The sequence below is a fragment of the Undibacterium sp. CCC3.4 genome, from assembly GCF_034347425.1.
In the GTDB taxonomy this organism is placed as follows: domain Bacteria; phylum Pseudomonadota; class Gammaproteobacteria; order Burkholderiales; family Burkholderiaceae_D; genus Undibacterium.
The window spans coordinates 3267462-3283891 of record NZ_CP133779.1 but is presented as its reverse complement, the minus strand read 5'-3'; the positions used below and the strand labels follow the sequence as shown (position 1 = coordinate 3283891).

Below are 16430 nucleotides of genomic sequence, written 5' to 3'. Positions count from 1 at the left end.
GGCGATATTTTTCGCATAGTCATTTAATTTTCCCGCACGGCCAACACCGTCGTCGTGCCATCCCCGGCCCGTTCCACCAAGGCGCTGACATCGAGCGTCGAGCGCTGCATCTTGACTTTGCCATTGACCACGAAATAGCTGGTCCAGACATCGACTTCCTTACTCGTGATTTGCTTACTCTTTTCCGAGAAACGATTTTGAAAATCGGCAAAATCCTTGAAATACGCCGTTTCTCGACTGGCAAGCAGCAAGGCTGCATCGCCCATACTGAGGCCGATTATTCTGGCCGACAACAGTTCTGCCGGTGCCGTGTTCAAATTCACCGTAGTCAAGCTGCTGCGACGTGGCAATACGGTCACATAGGGGCGCAATTTCTCCAGCATTTCCGTATTAAAGCCGGGCACGACCAGTAAATCTTCTATCCGTGCAAACGGCACAAATTGTACTGCAGTACTCGCGCTGTCAGCACTACTGGCAGACGCGGTAGTGGTGGCAGTTTGCGCCGTGCCACTGGCCGCCACCGTAGTATTCACCGCCGCGGCTTTAGACTGCGTCGCCGCCACCGCCTGTGCCGCCGCCGCTGCGCCATCGGCTGGCAATTGCAAATTTTGCAGCAAACGCCCGAACACGGCAACTTCGGCTATATTCACCACCCCGGCGCTGGCCAGGTTATTGAGGTTATAGGCAGCCTGCGCATCGACGATTTGCCCCGACAAGGTGGCGTCACTATTGTCGGCATCGCGCCCTTCTTCGACATATTGATCGAGCCGAGTTTCTTCCAGCTTGACCGACCAAGGCTCCCCGAGATGATCGACCTTGCCCGAATGGCGGGCATCTTCGCGCAAAATCAAGCGCGACCAATCGATGGCACCGCGCATAATCCATTTTTTTTGCAATTGCATGCGCTGATTTTCAATCGAACGCACCTGCACTTGCTGTTGCCAAAACAGGCTAGTAACGATCGTGATGGCCAAGGTGGTCAACAACAAAGCAGTGACGATGGCGACACCGCTTTGCTTGCTGCGCGGCCGGCAGTTAAGTGCATACCGACTCATCAATTTGCTCCAAGTAAAAAAACTTTTCGCATCGGTGCATTGGCACCCTGTACCTGCAGACTGACTTCCAAACCGGCCAACTTCGCCACTTTGGTGGTAACACCAGCTTGTACCAGCACATCGTTGGCCACCTTCGATGCCGCCGTGGTCAGCGCCGCGCCATTGATTTGCCAGGCATTGTCACCCTGCCTCCACGTGCGCAATGCAAATGACTGTACATTGCTTTGCAATTCGATGCCAGTTTGTCCACTTGTATCATCAGCAAAACTTTGCCATTCATCTAAAATAACCGCAATTTCCCGGCTAGGTGGCAATTCGCGTCGGGTCAATTTTCCATCAGCCACTCGGTAATTGACTACTTGAAATTGGCCGGGCTCATTTTCGTTGTTCACCGAGCGTATCAAACTGAGCTTGTCGCCGCTGGCGGTCAGTACACTGTGACCGAGCAGCATGGTTTCATCGGCCAGATGTGCGCAATCACTTTCCATCTGCGCGAAACTGAGCTGAATTGCCCGTGTTTGCTCCATTTCGGCGTTCAAACTCAGGCGCGCGCGCACGATGCTATCGAGTCCGCGCCAGCCAAGTACCGCAATAATCGCCAAAATCGTGATGGCGACCAGTAACTCGATCAGGGTGAAACCACGCTCAAAAGCCGGCCGCTGCTGTTTACAAAGCATTCGGCACCACCTGCGTGAGTTTGATGATGCGCCGCTCCGGTCGCGCCGTCTCGGATACCGACACTTCGATCCGGCGGAATGATGGGTTAGGTGTGGCAATCACTTTTTCAGCGCACTGCAGCTGCAAGTCGGCCTGAGGACATTCAAAACTGCGCTCGCCGACATCTGGCCACTCATTGGCCAAGCGAATTTGCGACAGTCGATTTTCCGCCGACCACGTCGCCATCAGCGATACCCGCAGGTCGCCGCTGTTCTGCGTCAAACTGCCGACCGCACGCAGGCTCGCGCCCAAAGCGGTGCCGACAATGACCAGTGCGACCAAGACTTCGAGCAAGGTAAAACCACGGGAATGAGAAAGCTGCATACGCATGTTATTCGACCGAAAAATGACCGATACCATCGGCGATGATACGCACACTAGCTTCCGGCACCTTCAAGCTCAGCACAAACGGCTTATCGACCGGTTCACGGCCGAACACTACCCGAATTTGCGGCCCCTGAGTCAGCATCGGCTCCATCGTCAAGCTCACCGGCGCGAAGGAAAACTCACGTTCACGCAGCATATCGTCTTTTAATGGCGACCAGACGCGGTCTTGGCGCAACAAAAAACGGTAGCCTTGTTGGTCCGCCTCAAACGCCACCGGCAAATTGCGCAGTATCGCTTCATCACGCGCCAATTGCAGCAGCAAGGCGATGCGTTTGGCATCGTTTTCCAAACGCTGTTGCTGCCCCGGAATGGCATTGAAACTGACCGCACCGAGCATGAGCCCGGCGATCACCATCACGACCAATAATTCGAGCAGAGTAAAGCCGCGTTGTACGCCTGTTTGCTTCATGCGGCTAACTTACAATTCCCACGAGCCGATGTCGGCATCATTGCCAACGCCACCGGGCTGACCATCGGCCCCGAGCGAGAAGATATCGACATCGCCCTTAATCCCTGGCGACAAATACTGATAGGCGTTACCCCATGGATCTTTCGGCAATTTATCAATATACCCACCGCTTTTCCAGCCATTCGCAGCCGGCCCCGAAGTCGGTTTCGCGATCAAGGCAGATAAGCCTTGCTCGGTGCTCGGGTAGCGTTGATTATCGAGGCGATACAATTTCAAGGCTTGCATGAGGGTGGAAATATCCTGTTTGGCCGCGACGATGCGGGCATCGTCGGTACGGCCCATTAACTTCGGCACCACCAAGGCAGCCAAGATACCCATGATCACCACCACCACCATAATTTCAATGAGCGTGAAGCCGCGCGCGCGCTGCGGTTTGGAATAGACGGGCATGGTTTTGAGATTCAACATAAATTTCTATCGGTAAGTAAAGTCGCATGAGGGCTGCTGGCGAAACGCAGTATAAAACGGGAACATGACATCCTGACCCTCGCGCGAATAAATAATTCAAAAAATTCGCGTCAGAGTCATTCGAATCGCATTCTTTAGAATTACTCTTCTAAAGTCCGGTTTTATTACACTTTGCAACAACATTCAACTCAAGCGCAAGGGCAAGCTGCGCAAACGCTGGCCATTGAGATTAAAGATGGCATTGGCCACGGCCGGAGCAATCGGCGGCACACCAGGCTCACCTATCCCTTCCGGTGCTTCTGCACTGGCAATGATGATAACCTCAATATTCGGTACTTCGTTCATTCTTAATACCGGATAGTCGTTAAAATTACTCTGCTCGACCCGACCATCACGCAAGGTGATTTCGCCATACAAAGCCGCGCTCAAGCCGAAAATAATGGCCGACTCCATCTGCTGATTGATGATATTCGGGTTGACCGCGATACCGCAATCGACCGCGCACACCACCTTATGCACGCGAATGGCACCGTCTTGAATCGATACTTCAGCGACTTGCGCGACGATAGTGCCGAATGACTGATGTAAGGCCAAGCCGTGGGCGCGCCCCGGTGCAGCCACGCCAGCCTTCGCCACGGCCGCATCGAGCACGGCGCGGTGACGCGGATGATGACTGAGTAAGCGACGACGAAATTCCAGCGGCGTGCGGCCGGCCTGATGGGCCAACTCATCGATGAAACTTTCTTTAAAAAACGCATTATGCGAATGACCGACCGAACGCCAGTAACCGATGGGCACGGCGCTAGGCACGATCACATGAGCAATTTTTTGGTTTTCAATTTGATACGGCATATCGAATTCACCCTCTGCCGTCGTCTTGTCAGGACCGGCACCGGGCAAGCCGAAGGTGCGCGCTAACACTTGCTGCGTCACCGAACCGGAAGCCGATTTATTATCGTAGGCAAGAATATTACCCTGCGCATCGACGGCCGCGCGAAAGCGCGCCAGCGCGGCCGGGCGATACATATCGTGCGTCGTATCGTCTTCCCGACTCCACACTAGCTTGACTGGCAAGCCGGCTGTTTCGCGCGCCAAGGCTACCGCTTGCAACACCATGTCGATTTCCAAGCGACGACCGAAACCACCACCAAGAAAGCTCATATGCAAATGCACCTGCTCGGCGGCGATGCCAGCGGCCTTGGCAGCGACATCGACGGCAATACTCGGCACTTGCGTCGACACCCACAGATCGAGTCGTCCGTCTTTCAGGCAGGCCGTGCAATTCATCGGCTCCATGGTGGCGTGCGCCAAAAACGGTGCGCGATATTGTGCCTGCAGTACGCGCGCCGGATCGGTGCCAGCCAAGACGGCAGCGGCATCGCCACGCTCATAATACGCAAACCCACTTTGCTTATCGAGTGCCTCAGAGAGTTCGGCAAATACGGCGGCGCTCGACAACTGCGCGTGCGCGCCGCCATCCCACTCCAACACCAAAGAGGCCAAGGCTTTTTTGGCGGTCCAATAAGTTTTTGCAATCACGGCTACCCCAGCCACCGAGCGCGCATCCAGCGTGCGCGAAAAATCGACGACATGCGTGACACCCGGCAATGCCAGCGCCGCTGCCGCATCGACTCGGCGCAGCGTGCCACCGATGGTCGGACTTAATTTCAGGGCCGCGAACAAGCAGTGCTCAGGCTGAGCATCGATACCGTAACGGGCACTACCATCAACTTTGGCCGCACTGTCGGTGCGTGGCTGCGCTTGGCCGATCAAGCGAAACTGCGCCGGCTGTTTAAGCACAATACGCCCAGGTTGGCTGGCTACCGCAGCTGCGGCCAACTGGCCGTAACTGAGGCTGCGCGCCGCACCGTCACTGACAATACCGGCCGCAGTGTGACACTGCTCGGGTGCGATGCCCCAAATTTTAGCGGCAGCGGCGACCAGCATGGCGCGTGCGGTGGCGCCGGCTTCACGCAGCGGCAACCACGCATCTTTCACGCTCGACGAACCACCCGTGACTTGCAGACCGAGTTCGCGCGCCGTTTTTAAAGTCAGCCAGCGCGCCACATGTTTGATGCTCCCCTCATCATCGGGGTGAAATGGCAAACCGTCGGCCAGCATCGCCATATTGCCGTAAATTTTATCGATGGGCGCAGCCATCGTGCGCACCTGCGCCATCGGCACATCGAGCTCTTCCGCCACCAACATCTGCAGGGCGGTATGTATGCCCTGCCCCATTTCACTCTTGTGCATGGCGACGGTCACACTTCCATCGGCGGCAATTTTAATCCAGCCATTGAGCGCCACTTCACCCTGCTCCAAAGGCAGCGGATGGCTGCCATTGAGCCGTGCGCGTGGCGGCAACACACCCCAAGCGACCACCAGCGCGCCGGCTGCGGCCAAGCCTCCGAGGATAAAACGGCGGCGCCCTGGTTTGGTCTTTGTTGTCATTGTCTGGTCTCCGTTATTAATATTGGCGCGTCCCCAGGCTGCGGACGTTCGCAACAGCGCCACAACTGCTTGCGGCGACTGGAATTTTAAGTATTTCTACGGGGAAAACCCTGCGCCAAAATGCGTTCCCACACCGCATCTTTCTGGGCTTGGTTCATAAACACCCAATCCGCCACCTCAGCGACCGTCCGACCGCAACCACGGCACACGTCATCAAACGTCGTCGAACATACGGCCACACACGGCGTATCCGGCCTAGTCTTACTCTGATTCATCGTCAAGCACGTCCCCAATCAAGAAAAAACGCCCATGCAAAACCGGCGGGCAAACACTATCATAGCGCCAATTTCAACATATCTGTTTAGTGCTTACCTACAATACCCCTGCCCGGCACGCATGATTACTTCCATCTACATTGACAGGCAACGCCATTGGGCAGCAAAATGACGGCCACGCCTGATCACAATGCATGCCGCGAGAAGCCGCGCGACAGCCCTTACCACAACACATCGGCGATCTTACCGCCAGCGAGCACCAGTCTCTCTGACAACCGGTGATATTTTAGAAAATTGCTTTCATGGCCCACGATTTCTTTCAAACTCTGATCTTGCTCATCTTGGTAACCGACCCATTCGGAAATGTCCCGATTTTTGTCAGCGCCCTGTCACATGTCGCGCCGGCACGCCGCTGGCGCGTGATCGTACGCGAATGCGCGATCGCCTTCATCTTGCTGTTGCTATTCATGTTTTTCGGGAAAAACTTCCTCACCGCGCTGCAGCTTTCGGAAGTATCAATACGCATAGGCGGTGGCGTCATCCTGTTTCTGATCGCCTTGCGCATGGTGTTTCCCCAAGAAGGGGGAATCTTCGGTGAGACCGAAGAAGATCACGAACCATTCATCGTGCCACTCGCCATTCCAGCCCTGGCCGGCCCTTCGGCGCTGGCCACGGTATTATTATTTTCTTCTGATAACAAGCAAGAAATTATCGTTCATCTTGGTGCCTTGACGGCGGTGGCGGTGGTATGGCTGGTGGTCTTGCTCAGTGCAGAACGCATGCAACAAGTATTGGGCGCACGCGTGATGACGGCATTCGAACGTTTGATGGGCTTGATTCTGGCGGCGATGTCGATAGAAATGCTGCTGGCCGGGATACGCGAGTATATCAAAACCCTCCACTGACAGTGGCAGACGCGGCCAGCGGCGCGACCAACGCCGCTTCGGCCGCAAATAATTTGCCATTAAAAGTCAGGTAACCGAGCACAAACAACACCAGGGCGATGAAAAATTGCTTGAAGAATTGACGGTTCATTATTCGCTTTCGCTACACAAGCTGTTGTTTTTCAAATTGTTCGATGTCGGCAGCACTGTAACCGAGTTCAGTCAATACCTGATGCGTATGTTCACCCAAGCGCGGCCCCAACCAGCGAGTTTGCCCGGGCGTGAGCGACATCTTGGGCGACACCGCCGGCAACTTGACACCACTGCCATCGGCAAACTGATGCTGTTCAAACATATCACGCGCCAGAAATTGCGGATCACTCATCATGTCGCGCACCGAATAAATTTTTCCTACCGGTACTTCTGCGTGGCGCATGATTTGCAAGGCTTGATCGATATCGAGATGCCCACACCAAGCCTGAATGGCGGCATCGATTTCGGCCGTGCGCGGAACTCGGCCATCATTGCGCTGTAAAGCCGTATCATGCGCGAGATCGGCACGCCCTATGGCCAACATGAGGCGGTGAAAAATCGCATCGCCATTACCGGCAATAACCAGATTTTCACCATCGCGCGTGGTATAGGTATTCGATGGTACGATACCTGGCAGAGCACCACCGGTACGCTCGCGCACCACGCCGGCGACATCAAACTCCGGCACCAGTGATTCCATCAAATTAAACACTGATTCATACAGCGCCACATCGACCATCTGCCCAGCACCACCGCGTGCGGCAGCACCGGATTGGCCGTTCCAGCGACCACCGCTGACATCACGATGGCGGAGGGCCAGCATGGCCCCGATCACGCCGTGCAAGGCCGCCACCGAGTCACCGATCGAGATGCCAACCCGCACCGGCGGGCGATCGGGATGGCCCGACACATAGCGCAAACCACCCATGGCTTCCGCGATCGCGCCAAAGCCGGGTAAATCGCGCATCGGCCCAGTTTGTCCGTAACCGGACAAACGCACCATGATGATGGAAGGATTCAGCGCCTGCAGCGAAGCGTAATCGAGCTGCCATTTTTCCACCACCCCGGGACGATAATTTTCAATGATGATATCGGCTTCCAAGGCCAAACGACGGGCGATTTCCTGACCTTGGACAGTCTTCAGGTTAAGCGTGAGACTCTTTTTATTCCGCGCCTGCACACTCCACCAGAGCGAAGTACCATCTTTGAGCACGCGCCATTGACGCAAGGGGTCACCCCCTTCGGGCGACTCGATTTTGATCACTTCGGCACCAAATTCCGCCAACATCCGCGCGCAAAACGGCCCGGCGATCAGGGTGCCAAGTTCCAGTACTTTGATGCCCGCCAGCGGGCCGGCCGAAGTTTTTTTCATCACAAATTATCAGGTATGACGCCGATCCAGCATGGCGCGAGCGATGGTCCCTGCATCAACATATTCGAGTTCGCCACCGACCGGCACACCGCGCGCCAACCGACTCACGCGCAAACCGCGCGCCTTGAGCGTTTCGCTGATGTAATGCGCGGTCGCCTCGCCTTCATTGGTAAAATTAGTGGCCAACACCACCTCGGTAACGACCTCATCGAGTGCTCGCACCAATAACTTCTCGAGATGCAACTCTTTCGGGCCGATCCCATCGAGCGGCGACAACCGTCCCATCAAGACAAAATACAGACCACGATAGGTGAGCGTCTGCTCGATCATCATTTGATCCGACGGCGTTTCGACCACGCACAACAAGCTACGGTCGCGACTGCTATCGGCACAGGTCTCGCACAGCGCCGTTTCGGTGAAGGTATTACACGAACTGCAGTGGGCGATACGGTCGACGGCATTGAGCAGTGCATGACCAAGACCGCTGGCGGCGGCGCGGTCATGCTGCAGCAAATGGTAAGCCATGCGCTGCGCCGATTTGGGCCCGATGCCGGGCAAGCGCCGCAATGCTTCTGCTAGCTGCTCAAGGCTGCCGACTTGCTTCACGATCAGAATGGCATTTTAAAACCAGGCGGCAAAGGCATGCCAGCTGTCAGACCGGACATTTTTTCCTGCGACGTCGCTTCCGCCTTACGCACTGCATCATTGAATGCCGCCGCCACCAAATCTTCTATCATATCTTTATCGTCACCGAACAAAGATGGATCGATGCTAACGCGCTTGACATCATTCTTACATGTCATCAGGACCTTCACCAAACCGGCACCAGCTTGTCCTTCAACTTCCACCAAGGCCAACTGATCTTGGGCTTTTTTCATATTATCTTGCATCGCTTGCGCTTGCTTCATCAAGCCTGCGAGTTGGTTTTTCATCATAATGGTTTCTCCAAAAAACGTTATCTATACAATAGGAATCAAATATTGCGGTACGCTACGATGACGGCGGTCAAACCGGCCGTACGCTGCCAGTCACGATGGCGGCACCGAATTCGCGTATTAAAGTTTGCACAAAGCTGTCATTTTGCATCGCTGTTTCAGCAAACTGCTGGCGCACTTCGCGCGCAGCCACGGCTTGTGTATTGGCAGTCAATTCAACGGCACCGATTTTCGCTTCAACACGAACAATTTGACCGAAGCGTTCCGACAAAGCCGCCGACAATTTATCACCACTCCCGGAGGACAACAAGGTACTGAGCGGGACCCGCAAGGCAAACACGAAAGCATTGCCATCTTGCGAGCAGTGAATCAGCTCACTTTGCTGCGCCAACTGCTGCGCCACGCCACGTACCGGCAAACTGGCAGCCAATACCGGCCAATCGCCATCCCATCCCAGCGCTGGCACCGGACCTTGCCACAAAATGCGATCGGCACCGGCGACTGCCAGCGCCGGTAGTGCCGGCGCGACCGCTGCGGCTGCCACTGGCACACTGACTGCAATCACTGAAGGCGCCGCGTCCGGCACGGCCGGCGCGACCACTGGTGCGACCTCAAACACCGCCTCATCCCAGGGTGGCGGCATATCATCCATACCGACGGCCTGCATGTCGGGCACAAAACCGGCCGTTGCTGCCGGTGCCTGTGCTGGAGCCGCTGCCGCGCTGATCGGCGCATCGGTCGCCGCATTGCTTGGAGCAGTGCGAGGCAGCACTGCCGCAGCCTTAGTGCGACTCGCCGGCGCCGCCGGCATCAGCGCTGCCGGCGCTGCTGCAGCCGCACTGCGGCCAGGCGCGTGTTTATTACTACCGGCGCGGGCCGCTGCCAACGCAGCCAGTGCCGGACTCATCGGCTTACTGCCAACCTCGCTGGCCGGCATGACGCTGGCCGTCACCGCTGGCACTGCCAGTGCCGCCGCCGGCGGCGCGGCCGGTGCGGTGGCGCGCGACCGTACCGGCGGCGCCGCCGATGGCAGTGCAGCGGCAGCGGCCGATGGCGCTACACGGGCAGCACTCTGTTCTGCCGCGGCATCGAGCGGACGAAATGCCAGCATGCGTAGCAAGCACATGGAAAAACCGGCATATTCATCCGGTGCCAGCGCCAACTCATTCCGTCCATGCACGGCAATCTGGTAATACAACTGCACCTGATCGGCCGCTAATAAGCCAGCCAAACGCAAAACTTGCTCACGCTCGGGTAAATCATCGGCAATCGCCGTCGGCACCATCTGTGCCACGGCGACCTGATGCAGCAAAGTGCCGAGATCTTGCAGCGCCGATTTATACGACAAGCTGCGCGCTGCCATCTCATCGGCGATATCGAGCATAGTCTTACCATCGCCACTGACCAAGGCATCAAGCACACGGATCAGGTAGGATTGATCGAGCGCACCCAACATACCCTGCACGGCTTCGAGCGTTACTTTACCGGCCGCATAGGCAATCGCCTGATCGGTCAAGGACAAGGCATCGCGCATCGAGCCCTGCGCACCCTGCGCTAACAAACGCAAGGCCGGCACTTCGAAGGCAATCTGTTCCTGACCGAGAATATTATCGAGATGACTGATAATCTGCGCCGGCGGCATTTGTTTGAGATTGAACTGCAAACAACGCGACAGCACCGTAACCGGAATTTTTTGCGGATCGGTGGTAGCAAGGATGAATTTCACATGCGCCGGCGGCTCTTCCAGCGTTTTCAGCATGGCATTGAACGCATGATTGGTCAGCATATGTACTTCATCGATCATATACACTTTGAAACGGGCATTCGACGGCGCATAAATCGCCTGTTCCAGCAAGGCAGCCATCTCATCAACGCCGCGATTGGACGCGGCATCCATTTCTATGTAATCAACAAAGCGACCGGCATCGATGGCCGTGCAAGCATCGCACACACCGCAAGGATTGGCGGTGATGCCCTGCTCACAATTAAAAGATTTGGCAAGTATGCGCGAGAGTGTGGTTTTCCCTACCCCGCGTGTTCCAGTGAATAAATAGGCGTGATGCAGCCGCTGCTGCTCAAGCGCATGAGTTAAGGCACGTACCACGTGCTCTTGCCCTACCAGCGTTTGAAAGCTTTTAGGGCGATATTTTCGGGCGAGAACTTGATAAGACATCGTGAGATTTTACCCTATTCGGAAAGCGAAAAAACACTGGGCGTGATGGAAATAGTAAATATCTCTGCGCCAGCGGCGCGCAACACCGTCCCCCGGAGCGAAACGCTGACATCATACAAGGATTGGACGGCATGCGCGAAGAATCAAGCGGGCAGCGAACTTAATCTGGCGACACAGCCTGCTGTGCCTGCTGCGCCTGCTCCAGCCGCAGCAACAGCGCATCCCGGCTGCGCAACTCTTCGCGCAAGCTACCGAGCTCGCGGCGCAGCGCACGGATATCTTGATGTAACTCGCGCTCAAAATCCGCCTCTTCCTCACCGACAAACAAGGCGGCGATATTGGCCGTGACAATAGAAAACATCGCATAGCCAAACAAGACGATGAATACCGCAAAAATTTTCGACGCCGGCGTCGAAGGGACGATATCGCCATACCCAACCGTTGCCACCGTCGTGAAAGCCAACCAAACCCCATTGGCATAACTGGTGACATTCGGCTCAAGCCAGTAAAACCCCGCTCCGGCGGAACTGAGCATGAGTATCGCCAAGCCCATCATCTGCACCAGATAACTAGGCTTCATATGCTGCAATACCAAGGTAGCAATGCGCAATAGTATCGCGCCACACAAGGCCAGTCGCAACAACCACTCGACGGTACCCCAGACAGTTACAGTCGGCCAAGCGCTGACCAGACAACCGATGATAATCAACACATCAAGCGCCATCTTGCCGCTTTGCCGGCGCTGCCGCTTATTCCTATGCCATTGCCAGAACGTATCGACGCCCATCATCAGCGCCACCACCACATAGGCGAGGCGACCGGTTACTTGCAATAGGGCATCAGCACCATCGAGCAGCAAATAAAACGCCGGGATCGAGATCAGCAAGCCGAGCAAGAGTAAAGGCCGTGAAAGATAACTGAGAAATTGTTGTGTCAGTGGATAAATACCACTTACCGGGCTACGCTTTTGCCGCTTCACAGTCTGCTCTCAGTTTTTAAAAAAACTATTTTCATCATTTCCCGAGACACTGATCTTGAGCCAGATCAAGATCAGTGTGCGTGACGCGAGCACACTTTACTTATATGCGCCGCAACCGACAAAATAGTGATCATGCTTTTCCACATAAGCCGATTTCAACTCGAGTGCCTTGGTAACCGGATTCGGCCAGCGATAATCAACCCAGCCACTCCCTTTACTGCTGACGACGGCAACCATGTCTTTGATGATGAATTTATCTCCGACTTTCAAATCGATCAGATTTTTACCCTGCATCTTGGAGTTATTTCCATGACTTAAGTTCACGCCATTGAGATCGTAGACAAACAAATACAAGTCGCGATCATGGAATTCTTTGTTACTGACATCAGAAAATTTTGCAAATGCCTGCTCAGCACCATTTTCTTTAATGGCGGCCAAGCCTTTTTTGACCATGGCCTGCGCTTGCTCCGTCGTACCACGAAGCTCATCGGCGTGCGCCACACTCAAGCCGACGAGCGTGAGCAGCGCTAAGGCCATGAAGTTTCTACGTAATGTAAACATTGTCGGTCTCCTCGTTTTTATTAGTTACTGTTTAGTAACCAGTGAAGTATGCCAGAGAGCGACCGAAAAAAAATCAGCAACGATGCAATTTGATGTTATGTAGCACATATAGGTACAGCGAATCGCGCCATGCAAGCATAGGCGGAAAGAAAATCAAGCAGAGGAAAGGAGAAAGAGATCGAATGAAAAGTTGGCGAGCCTGATCTGCGGCACTTGCGGGAGATGACTGTGGCTGCTTCGTTCCCGACCTGACCAGATTGGCCAATCCGCAATGCGCAGGGGCCCGCCAGCCGCCATTATAGCGCCTTTCCAACCTGCCCCGCAAGGGACGCGCAGATTAAATCGAAGCGGCTTAGCGACTGCCACTGAGCGCCACCGTTCGCCACCGAGCAACTAAGCCGTTCGAGACGGGGCCGCCTCCCAACAGTCATTGCGGCCATCGAGCTCGGTGATGGCCAGTACACTCAAGGCGACAGGATCGAGATCATCGAGGCAGGCTACATTCACGGCGATGAAAGCACCCCAACGCGGCGACTGCCCACGCAAATAAGGATGGATGCCACAGACGGCGCAAAAATAATGCTGCTCAACATGCCGGTGAAAGGTATACACGCTTTGCTGCGCACTGCCCGACAACAATTGAAACCGCTCCATTGGGACAATCACCGCCCACCAACGCAGTTTTGTACAAATACTGCAATTACACTGCACACTACCTTGGCTCAAATCGATCTGCGCCCGAAACCGCAGCGCACCGCAATGGCAACTACCATGATAAGTCTGCAGCATCGCCCCTCCTCCGATTATCCGACAGAATGCTAAATACCTAGCTCCTGCCAAAGTGTATCGACACGCAACTTGACCTCGGCACTCATGGCAATCGTCGTACCCCATTCGCGCGTCGTTTCGCCCGGCCACTTATTGGTCGCATCGATCCCCATCTTACTGCCCAAGCCGCTGATCGGCGAAGCAAAATCGAGATAATCAATCGGCGTATTATCGACCAAGGTGGTATCACGCAGCGGATCGACGCGGGTAGTGATGGCCCAGATCACTTCCTTCCAATCGCGAATATTGACATCCTCATCAACCACCACGATGAACTTGGTATACATGAACTGACGCAGAAAACTCCAGACTCCGAACATCACGCGCTTAGCATGCCCGGCATAGGATTTTTTCATCTGCACAATCGCCATGCGATAGCTGCAGGCTTCCGGCGGCAAATAGAAATCAGTGATCTCGCTGAACTGTTTTTGCAACAAGGGAATGAAGACTTCATTCAAGGCCACCCCCAGCACGGCCGGCTCATCGGGTGGCTTACCAGTATAGGTCGAATGATAAATCGGCTCGCGCCGCATCGTGATGCGATCGATGGTAAACACCGGAAACCAGTCTTGCTCATTATAGTAGCCGGTATGGTCGCCATACGGCCCTTCGAGCGCATGCTCGTAACCGCTGGCATGCGTTTCATCGGGATAGATATGCCCTTCCAACACGATCTCAGCCGAAGCCGGCACGCGCAACTCACTACCAATGGCCTTGACCAATTCGGTGCGACTGCCACGCAAAAGACCGGCGAACTGGTATTCCGACAAACTGTCCGGCACCGGCGTGACGGCACCGAGGATGGTGGCCGGATCGGCACCGAGCGCGACGGCGATAGGATATGGTTGCCCCTTATTGACGATGCAATGCTCGCGAAAATCGAGCGCACCACCGCGATGCGACAACCAGCGCATGATCACCTTATTACGACCCAACACCTGCTGCCGATAAATACCGAGATTCTGGCGTTTTTTATTCGGACCCTTGGTAATCACCAAACCCCAGGTAATGAGCGGCGCAATATCGCCTGGCCAGCAATGCTGTATCGGCAAACGCGCCAGATCGACATCATTTCCCTCCCACACAACGTCATGACATTTCGCCCCGCGCACTTCTTTCGGGGCCATATCCCAGACCGCCTTGATCAAACTGCCCATACCGAGCATATCTTTGAAACCTTTGGGTGGTTCCGGCTCTTTGAGCGCCGACAGCAAATGACCAATCTGACGCAATTCACTGACGTCATCCGCGCCCATACCAAGCGCGACCCGACGCGGCGTGCCGAATAAATTCGCCAATACGGGTATCGAATGCGCAGTCGGACGATTGAACAGCAAGGCAGGTCCGCCAGCACGCAAAGTCCGATCACAGATTTCCGTCATCTCCAAATGCGGAGAAATTTGGATATCTATTTGTTTTAATTCATCTTTTTGTTGTAATTGAGAAATAAAATCTCTTAAATCTGCATATTTCATCTTTTTTCGCTTTTTTGTCAGTCTGAAGCAGTTTTTCAGCTAAATTCGCTAAGTACTTGATTTTATTGATTTTTGCTACAATATAGCAGAAGTCATTAGATGTAAAAGTTATAGAAAACAATTTTGATAGTATTGACTCGATATAAAACCCCCCCTACAATTCGCCCAACTTGATGTAATCGTCAGGGTGAGCCGGCTTCTATATCAATTTGCCAAGGCCACCGGCATTCACATCATTCACGGGGATCGGGCCCCACACACAACATTGTAAGGATGGTTTTCAAAAGGCGTCAGCCTTACCCGAAAACAGCGGTTTATCACTGGACGCTCCAGAACCGAGTCCGACGGACTCATCGATAAACCGCTCCGGCGCTTTCCACTCGCGACTTGCGAGGGAGGGCGATGTTTCTGATTCGCGGCAAAGACATATTGCACCATACCAGTTATTGAGGTCGGTGCCACCGCGAAGATTCAGGAGGTAACATGATTCAACGTTTTATTTTAGCACTACAAGTACATAGCAGTACCGACAAGCGCATTGCGCTGTCAACCGTAGCACGCGATGCCACCAGTGGCTTCCTTAGCACCATGCGTCACCTGCTTACCATCGCCGGTGTCTGCGCCATCACGATGTTGGCGCTGATGTACCTCAAGCCGGAACTGGCTGACAAATTCAAAAATTTGTCTCCTTACGCCGAGCCCGAACAGCTCGCCGATACAGAAGTCGTCCCGCCTAGCCTGGCGCAACTGATGGCTGCGCCCGGCACGGTAGCGACTGCCGGCATGAGCGAGGAAGAAGCGAAATTACTCGGCAATCAACGACAACAACAATGGGTCACCAATTGGCTGTCGAAACGTTACCGTGTCGCCAGCGATGCCACCAATATGCTGGTGTCGGCCGCTTACCTGACTGCCAAAGAGATCAAACTCGACCCGCTGTTGATTTTATCCGTCATGGCAATCGAATCGGGCCTCAACCCGTTTGCGGAGAGTCCGGTCGGCGCCCAAGGCTTGATGCAAGTCATGTCGAAAATTCATCAAGAAAAATTTGAGGAGATGGGTGGCGTGAAAGCAGCCTTGAATCCGGTTGCCAATATCAAAGTCGGTGCCTTAATTCTCAAAGACTACGTGGCACGCACCGGCTCAGTCGAAGCGGGCTTGAAATTGTATGTCGGTGCTGGCGCCTTTGATAACGATTCCGGCTATGGCGCGCGCGTTCTGACCGAATACAAACGCCTCAAAGATGTATCGGCTGGCAAAAATGTACCAACCGTGTTTACCAACCCGCCAGCACGTGCGGCAGAAGTGACGCCGATAATCAAACAAGAAATCCACGAAGCCACACTCAAAACGGAAGCACAAGTCGCGGCACTCTGATAGAGAAGCCAAAGCAAGCACAGCAAAGCGCCACTGTTATCGCCAACAGTG

18 protein-coding genes and 1 other RNA gene are annotated in these 16430 nt (G+C 54.7%); 2 read left to right on the top strand and 17 right to left on the bottom strand.

The genetic code is table 11. The annotated features are described in order from the left end of the window. Window positions 1-23: 23 nt before the first annotated feature. From gspK to RHM61_RS14730, 7 genes are all read right to left on the bottom strand, one after another. The gene (gene gspK / locus RHM61_RS14760; protein WP_322248056.1) at window positions 24-1055 is read right to left on the bottom strand and encodes a type II secretion system minor pseudopilin GspK; all 1032 of its coding nucleotides are present in this window, start codon (window positions 1053-1055) and stop codon (window positions 24-26) included. Further along, the gene (locus tag RHM61_RS14755; RefSeq protein ID WP_322248055.1) at window positions 1055-1732 is read right to left on the bottom strand and encodes a PulJ/GspJ family protein; all 678 of its coding nucleotides are present in this window, start codon (window positions 1730-1732) and stop codon (window positions 1055-1057) included. The genes gspK and RHM61_RS14755 overlap by 1 nt, the downstream gene beginning before the upstream one ends. Beyond that, a complete protein-coding gene (gene gspI / locus RHM61_RS14750) occupies window positions 1722-2096 on the bottom strand; it encodes a type II secretion system minor pseudopilin GspI (RefSeq protein WP_322248054.1) in 375 nt (124 codons plus the stop codon). Before gspI ends, RHM61_RS14755 begins: the two co-directional genes overlap by 11 nt. 7 nt (window positions 2097-2103) lie before the next feature. After that, entirely contained in the window at window positions 2104-2568 is a 465-nt protein-coding gene (locus tag RHM61_RS14745) for a GspH/FimT family pseudopilin (protein WP_322248053.1), read from the bottom strand. A gap of 9 nt (window positions 2569-2577) precedes the next feature. Then, window positions 2578-3036 (bottom strand): type II secretion system major pseudopilin GspG, encoded by a 459-nt coding sequence (gene gspG / locus RHM61_RS14740; RefSeq protein ID WP_416200183.1) that lies wholly within the window; start codon window positions 3034-3036, stop codon window positions 2578-2580. A 183-nt stretch (window positions 3037-3219) separates the two neighbouring features. Beyond that, on the bottom strand, window positions 3220-5487 hold the full coding sequence (locus RHM61_RS14735) for a xanthine dehydrogenase family protein molybdopterin-binding subunit (protein WP_322248052.1): 2268 nt from the start codon (window positions 5485-5487) through the stop codon (window positions 3220-3222). Window positions 5488-5573: 86 nt separating this feature from the next. Next, on the bottom strand, window positions 5574-5762 hold the full coding sequence (locus tag RHM61_RS14730; protein ID WP_322248051.1) for a DUF1289 domain-containing protein: 189 nt from the start codon (window positions 5760-5762) through the stop codon (window positions 5574-5576). Window positions 5763-6064: 302 nt separating this feature from the next. Between RHM61_RS14730 and RHM61_RS14725 the strand changes: the two genes are divergently transcribed. Continuing rightward, window positions 6065-6667 (top strand): MarC family protein, encoded by a 603-nt coding sequence (locus tag RHM61_RS14725; RefSeq protein ID WP_322248050.1) that lies wholly within the window; start codon window positions 6065-6067, stop codon window positions 6665-6667. On the opposite strand, the gene RHM61_RS14720 is transcribed toward RHM61_RS14725, so the two are convergent. From RHM61_RS14720 to ubiD, 10 genes are all read right to left on the bottom strand, one after another. Then, window positions 6651-6797, bottom strand: a complete 147-nt coding sequence (locus RHM61_RS14720) for a hypothetical protein (RefSeq protein WP_322248049.1) — start codon at window positions 6795-6797, stop codon at window positions 6651-6653. The genes RHM61_RS14725 and RHM61_RS14720 overlap by 17 nt on opposite strands. A gap of 12 nt (window positions 6798-6809) precedes the next feature. After that, window positions 6810-8051, bottom strand: a complete 1242-nt coding sequence (locus RHM61_RS14715; protein ID WP_322248048.1) for a CaiB/BaiF CoA-transferase family protein — start codon at window positions 8049-8051, stop codon at window positions 6810-6812. A 9-nt stretch (window positions 8052-8060) separates the two neighbouring features. Then, window positions 8061-8657 carry a recombination mediator RecR gene (recR, locus tag RHM61_RS14710; RefSeq protein ID WP_322248047.1) on the bottom strand — a complete coding sequence of 199 codons (597 nt, stop codon included), beginning with the start codon at window positions 8655-8657 and terminating at the stop codon, window positions 8061-8063. 2 nt (window positions 8658-8659) lie between these two features. Then, window positions 8660-8986, bottom strand: coding sequence for a YbaB/EbfC family nucleoid-associated protein (locus RHM61_RS14705; RefSeq protein WP_322248046.1), 327 nt, complete (start codon window positions 8984-8986; stop codon window positions 8660-8662). A 70-nt stretch (window positions 8987-9056) separates the two neighbouring features. Next, a complete protein-coding gene (locus RHM61_RS14700) occupies window positions 9057-11159 on the bottom strand; it encodes a DNA polymerase III subunit gamma/tau (RefSeq protein ID WP_322248045.1) in 2103 nt (700 codons plus the stop codon). Window positions 11160-11319: 160 nt separating this feature from the next. Beyond that, entirely contained in the window at window positions 11320-12138 is an 819-nt protein-coding gene (locus RHM61_RS14695) for a potassium channel family protein (RefSeq protein WP_322248044.1), read from the bottom strand. Window positions 12139-12234: 96 nt separating this feature from the next. After that, window positions 12235-12699 carry a cache domain-containing protein gene (locus RHM61_RS14690; protein WP_322248043.1) on the bottom strand — a complete coding sequence of 155 codons (465 nt, stop codon included), beginning with the start codon at window positions 12697-12699 and terminating at the stop codon, window positions 12235-12237. A 189-nt stretch (window positions 12700-12888) separates the two neighbouring features. Beyond that, an RNA gene (gene ffs / locus RHM61_RS14685) (signal recognition particle sRNA small type) lies at window positions 12889-12987 on the bottom strand. 105 nt (window positions 12988-13092) lie between these two features. Beyond that, window positions 13093-13488, bottom strand: coding sequence for a GFA family protein (locus tag RHM61_RS14680; RefSeq protein ID WP_322248042.1), 396 nt, complete (start codon window positions 13486-13488; stop codon window positions 13093-13095). Window positions 13489-13517: 29 nt separating this feature from the next. Next, window positions 13518-15002, bottom strand: a complete 1485-nt coding sequence (ubiD, locus tag RHM61_RS14675) for a 4-hydroxy-3-polyprenylbenzoate decarboxylase (RefSeq protein WP_322248041.1) — start codon at window positions 15000-15002, stop codon at window positions 13518-13520. Window positions 15003-15485: 483 nt separating this feature from the next. On the opposite strand from ubiD, the gene RHM61_RS14670 reads away from it, so the two are divergent. Beyond that, window positions 15486-16379, top strand: a complete 894-nt coding sequence (locus tag RHM61_RS14670; protein ID WP_416200182.1) for a transglycosylase SLT domain-containing protein — start codon at window positions 15486-15488, stop codon at window positions 16377-16379. The last annotated feature ends 51 nt before the right edge of the window (window positions 16380-16430 follow it).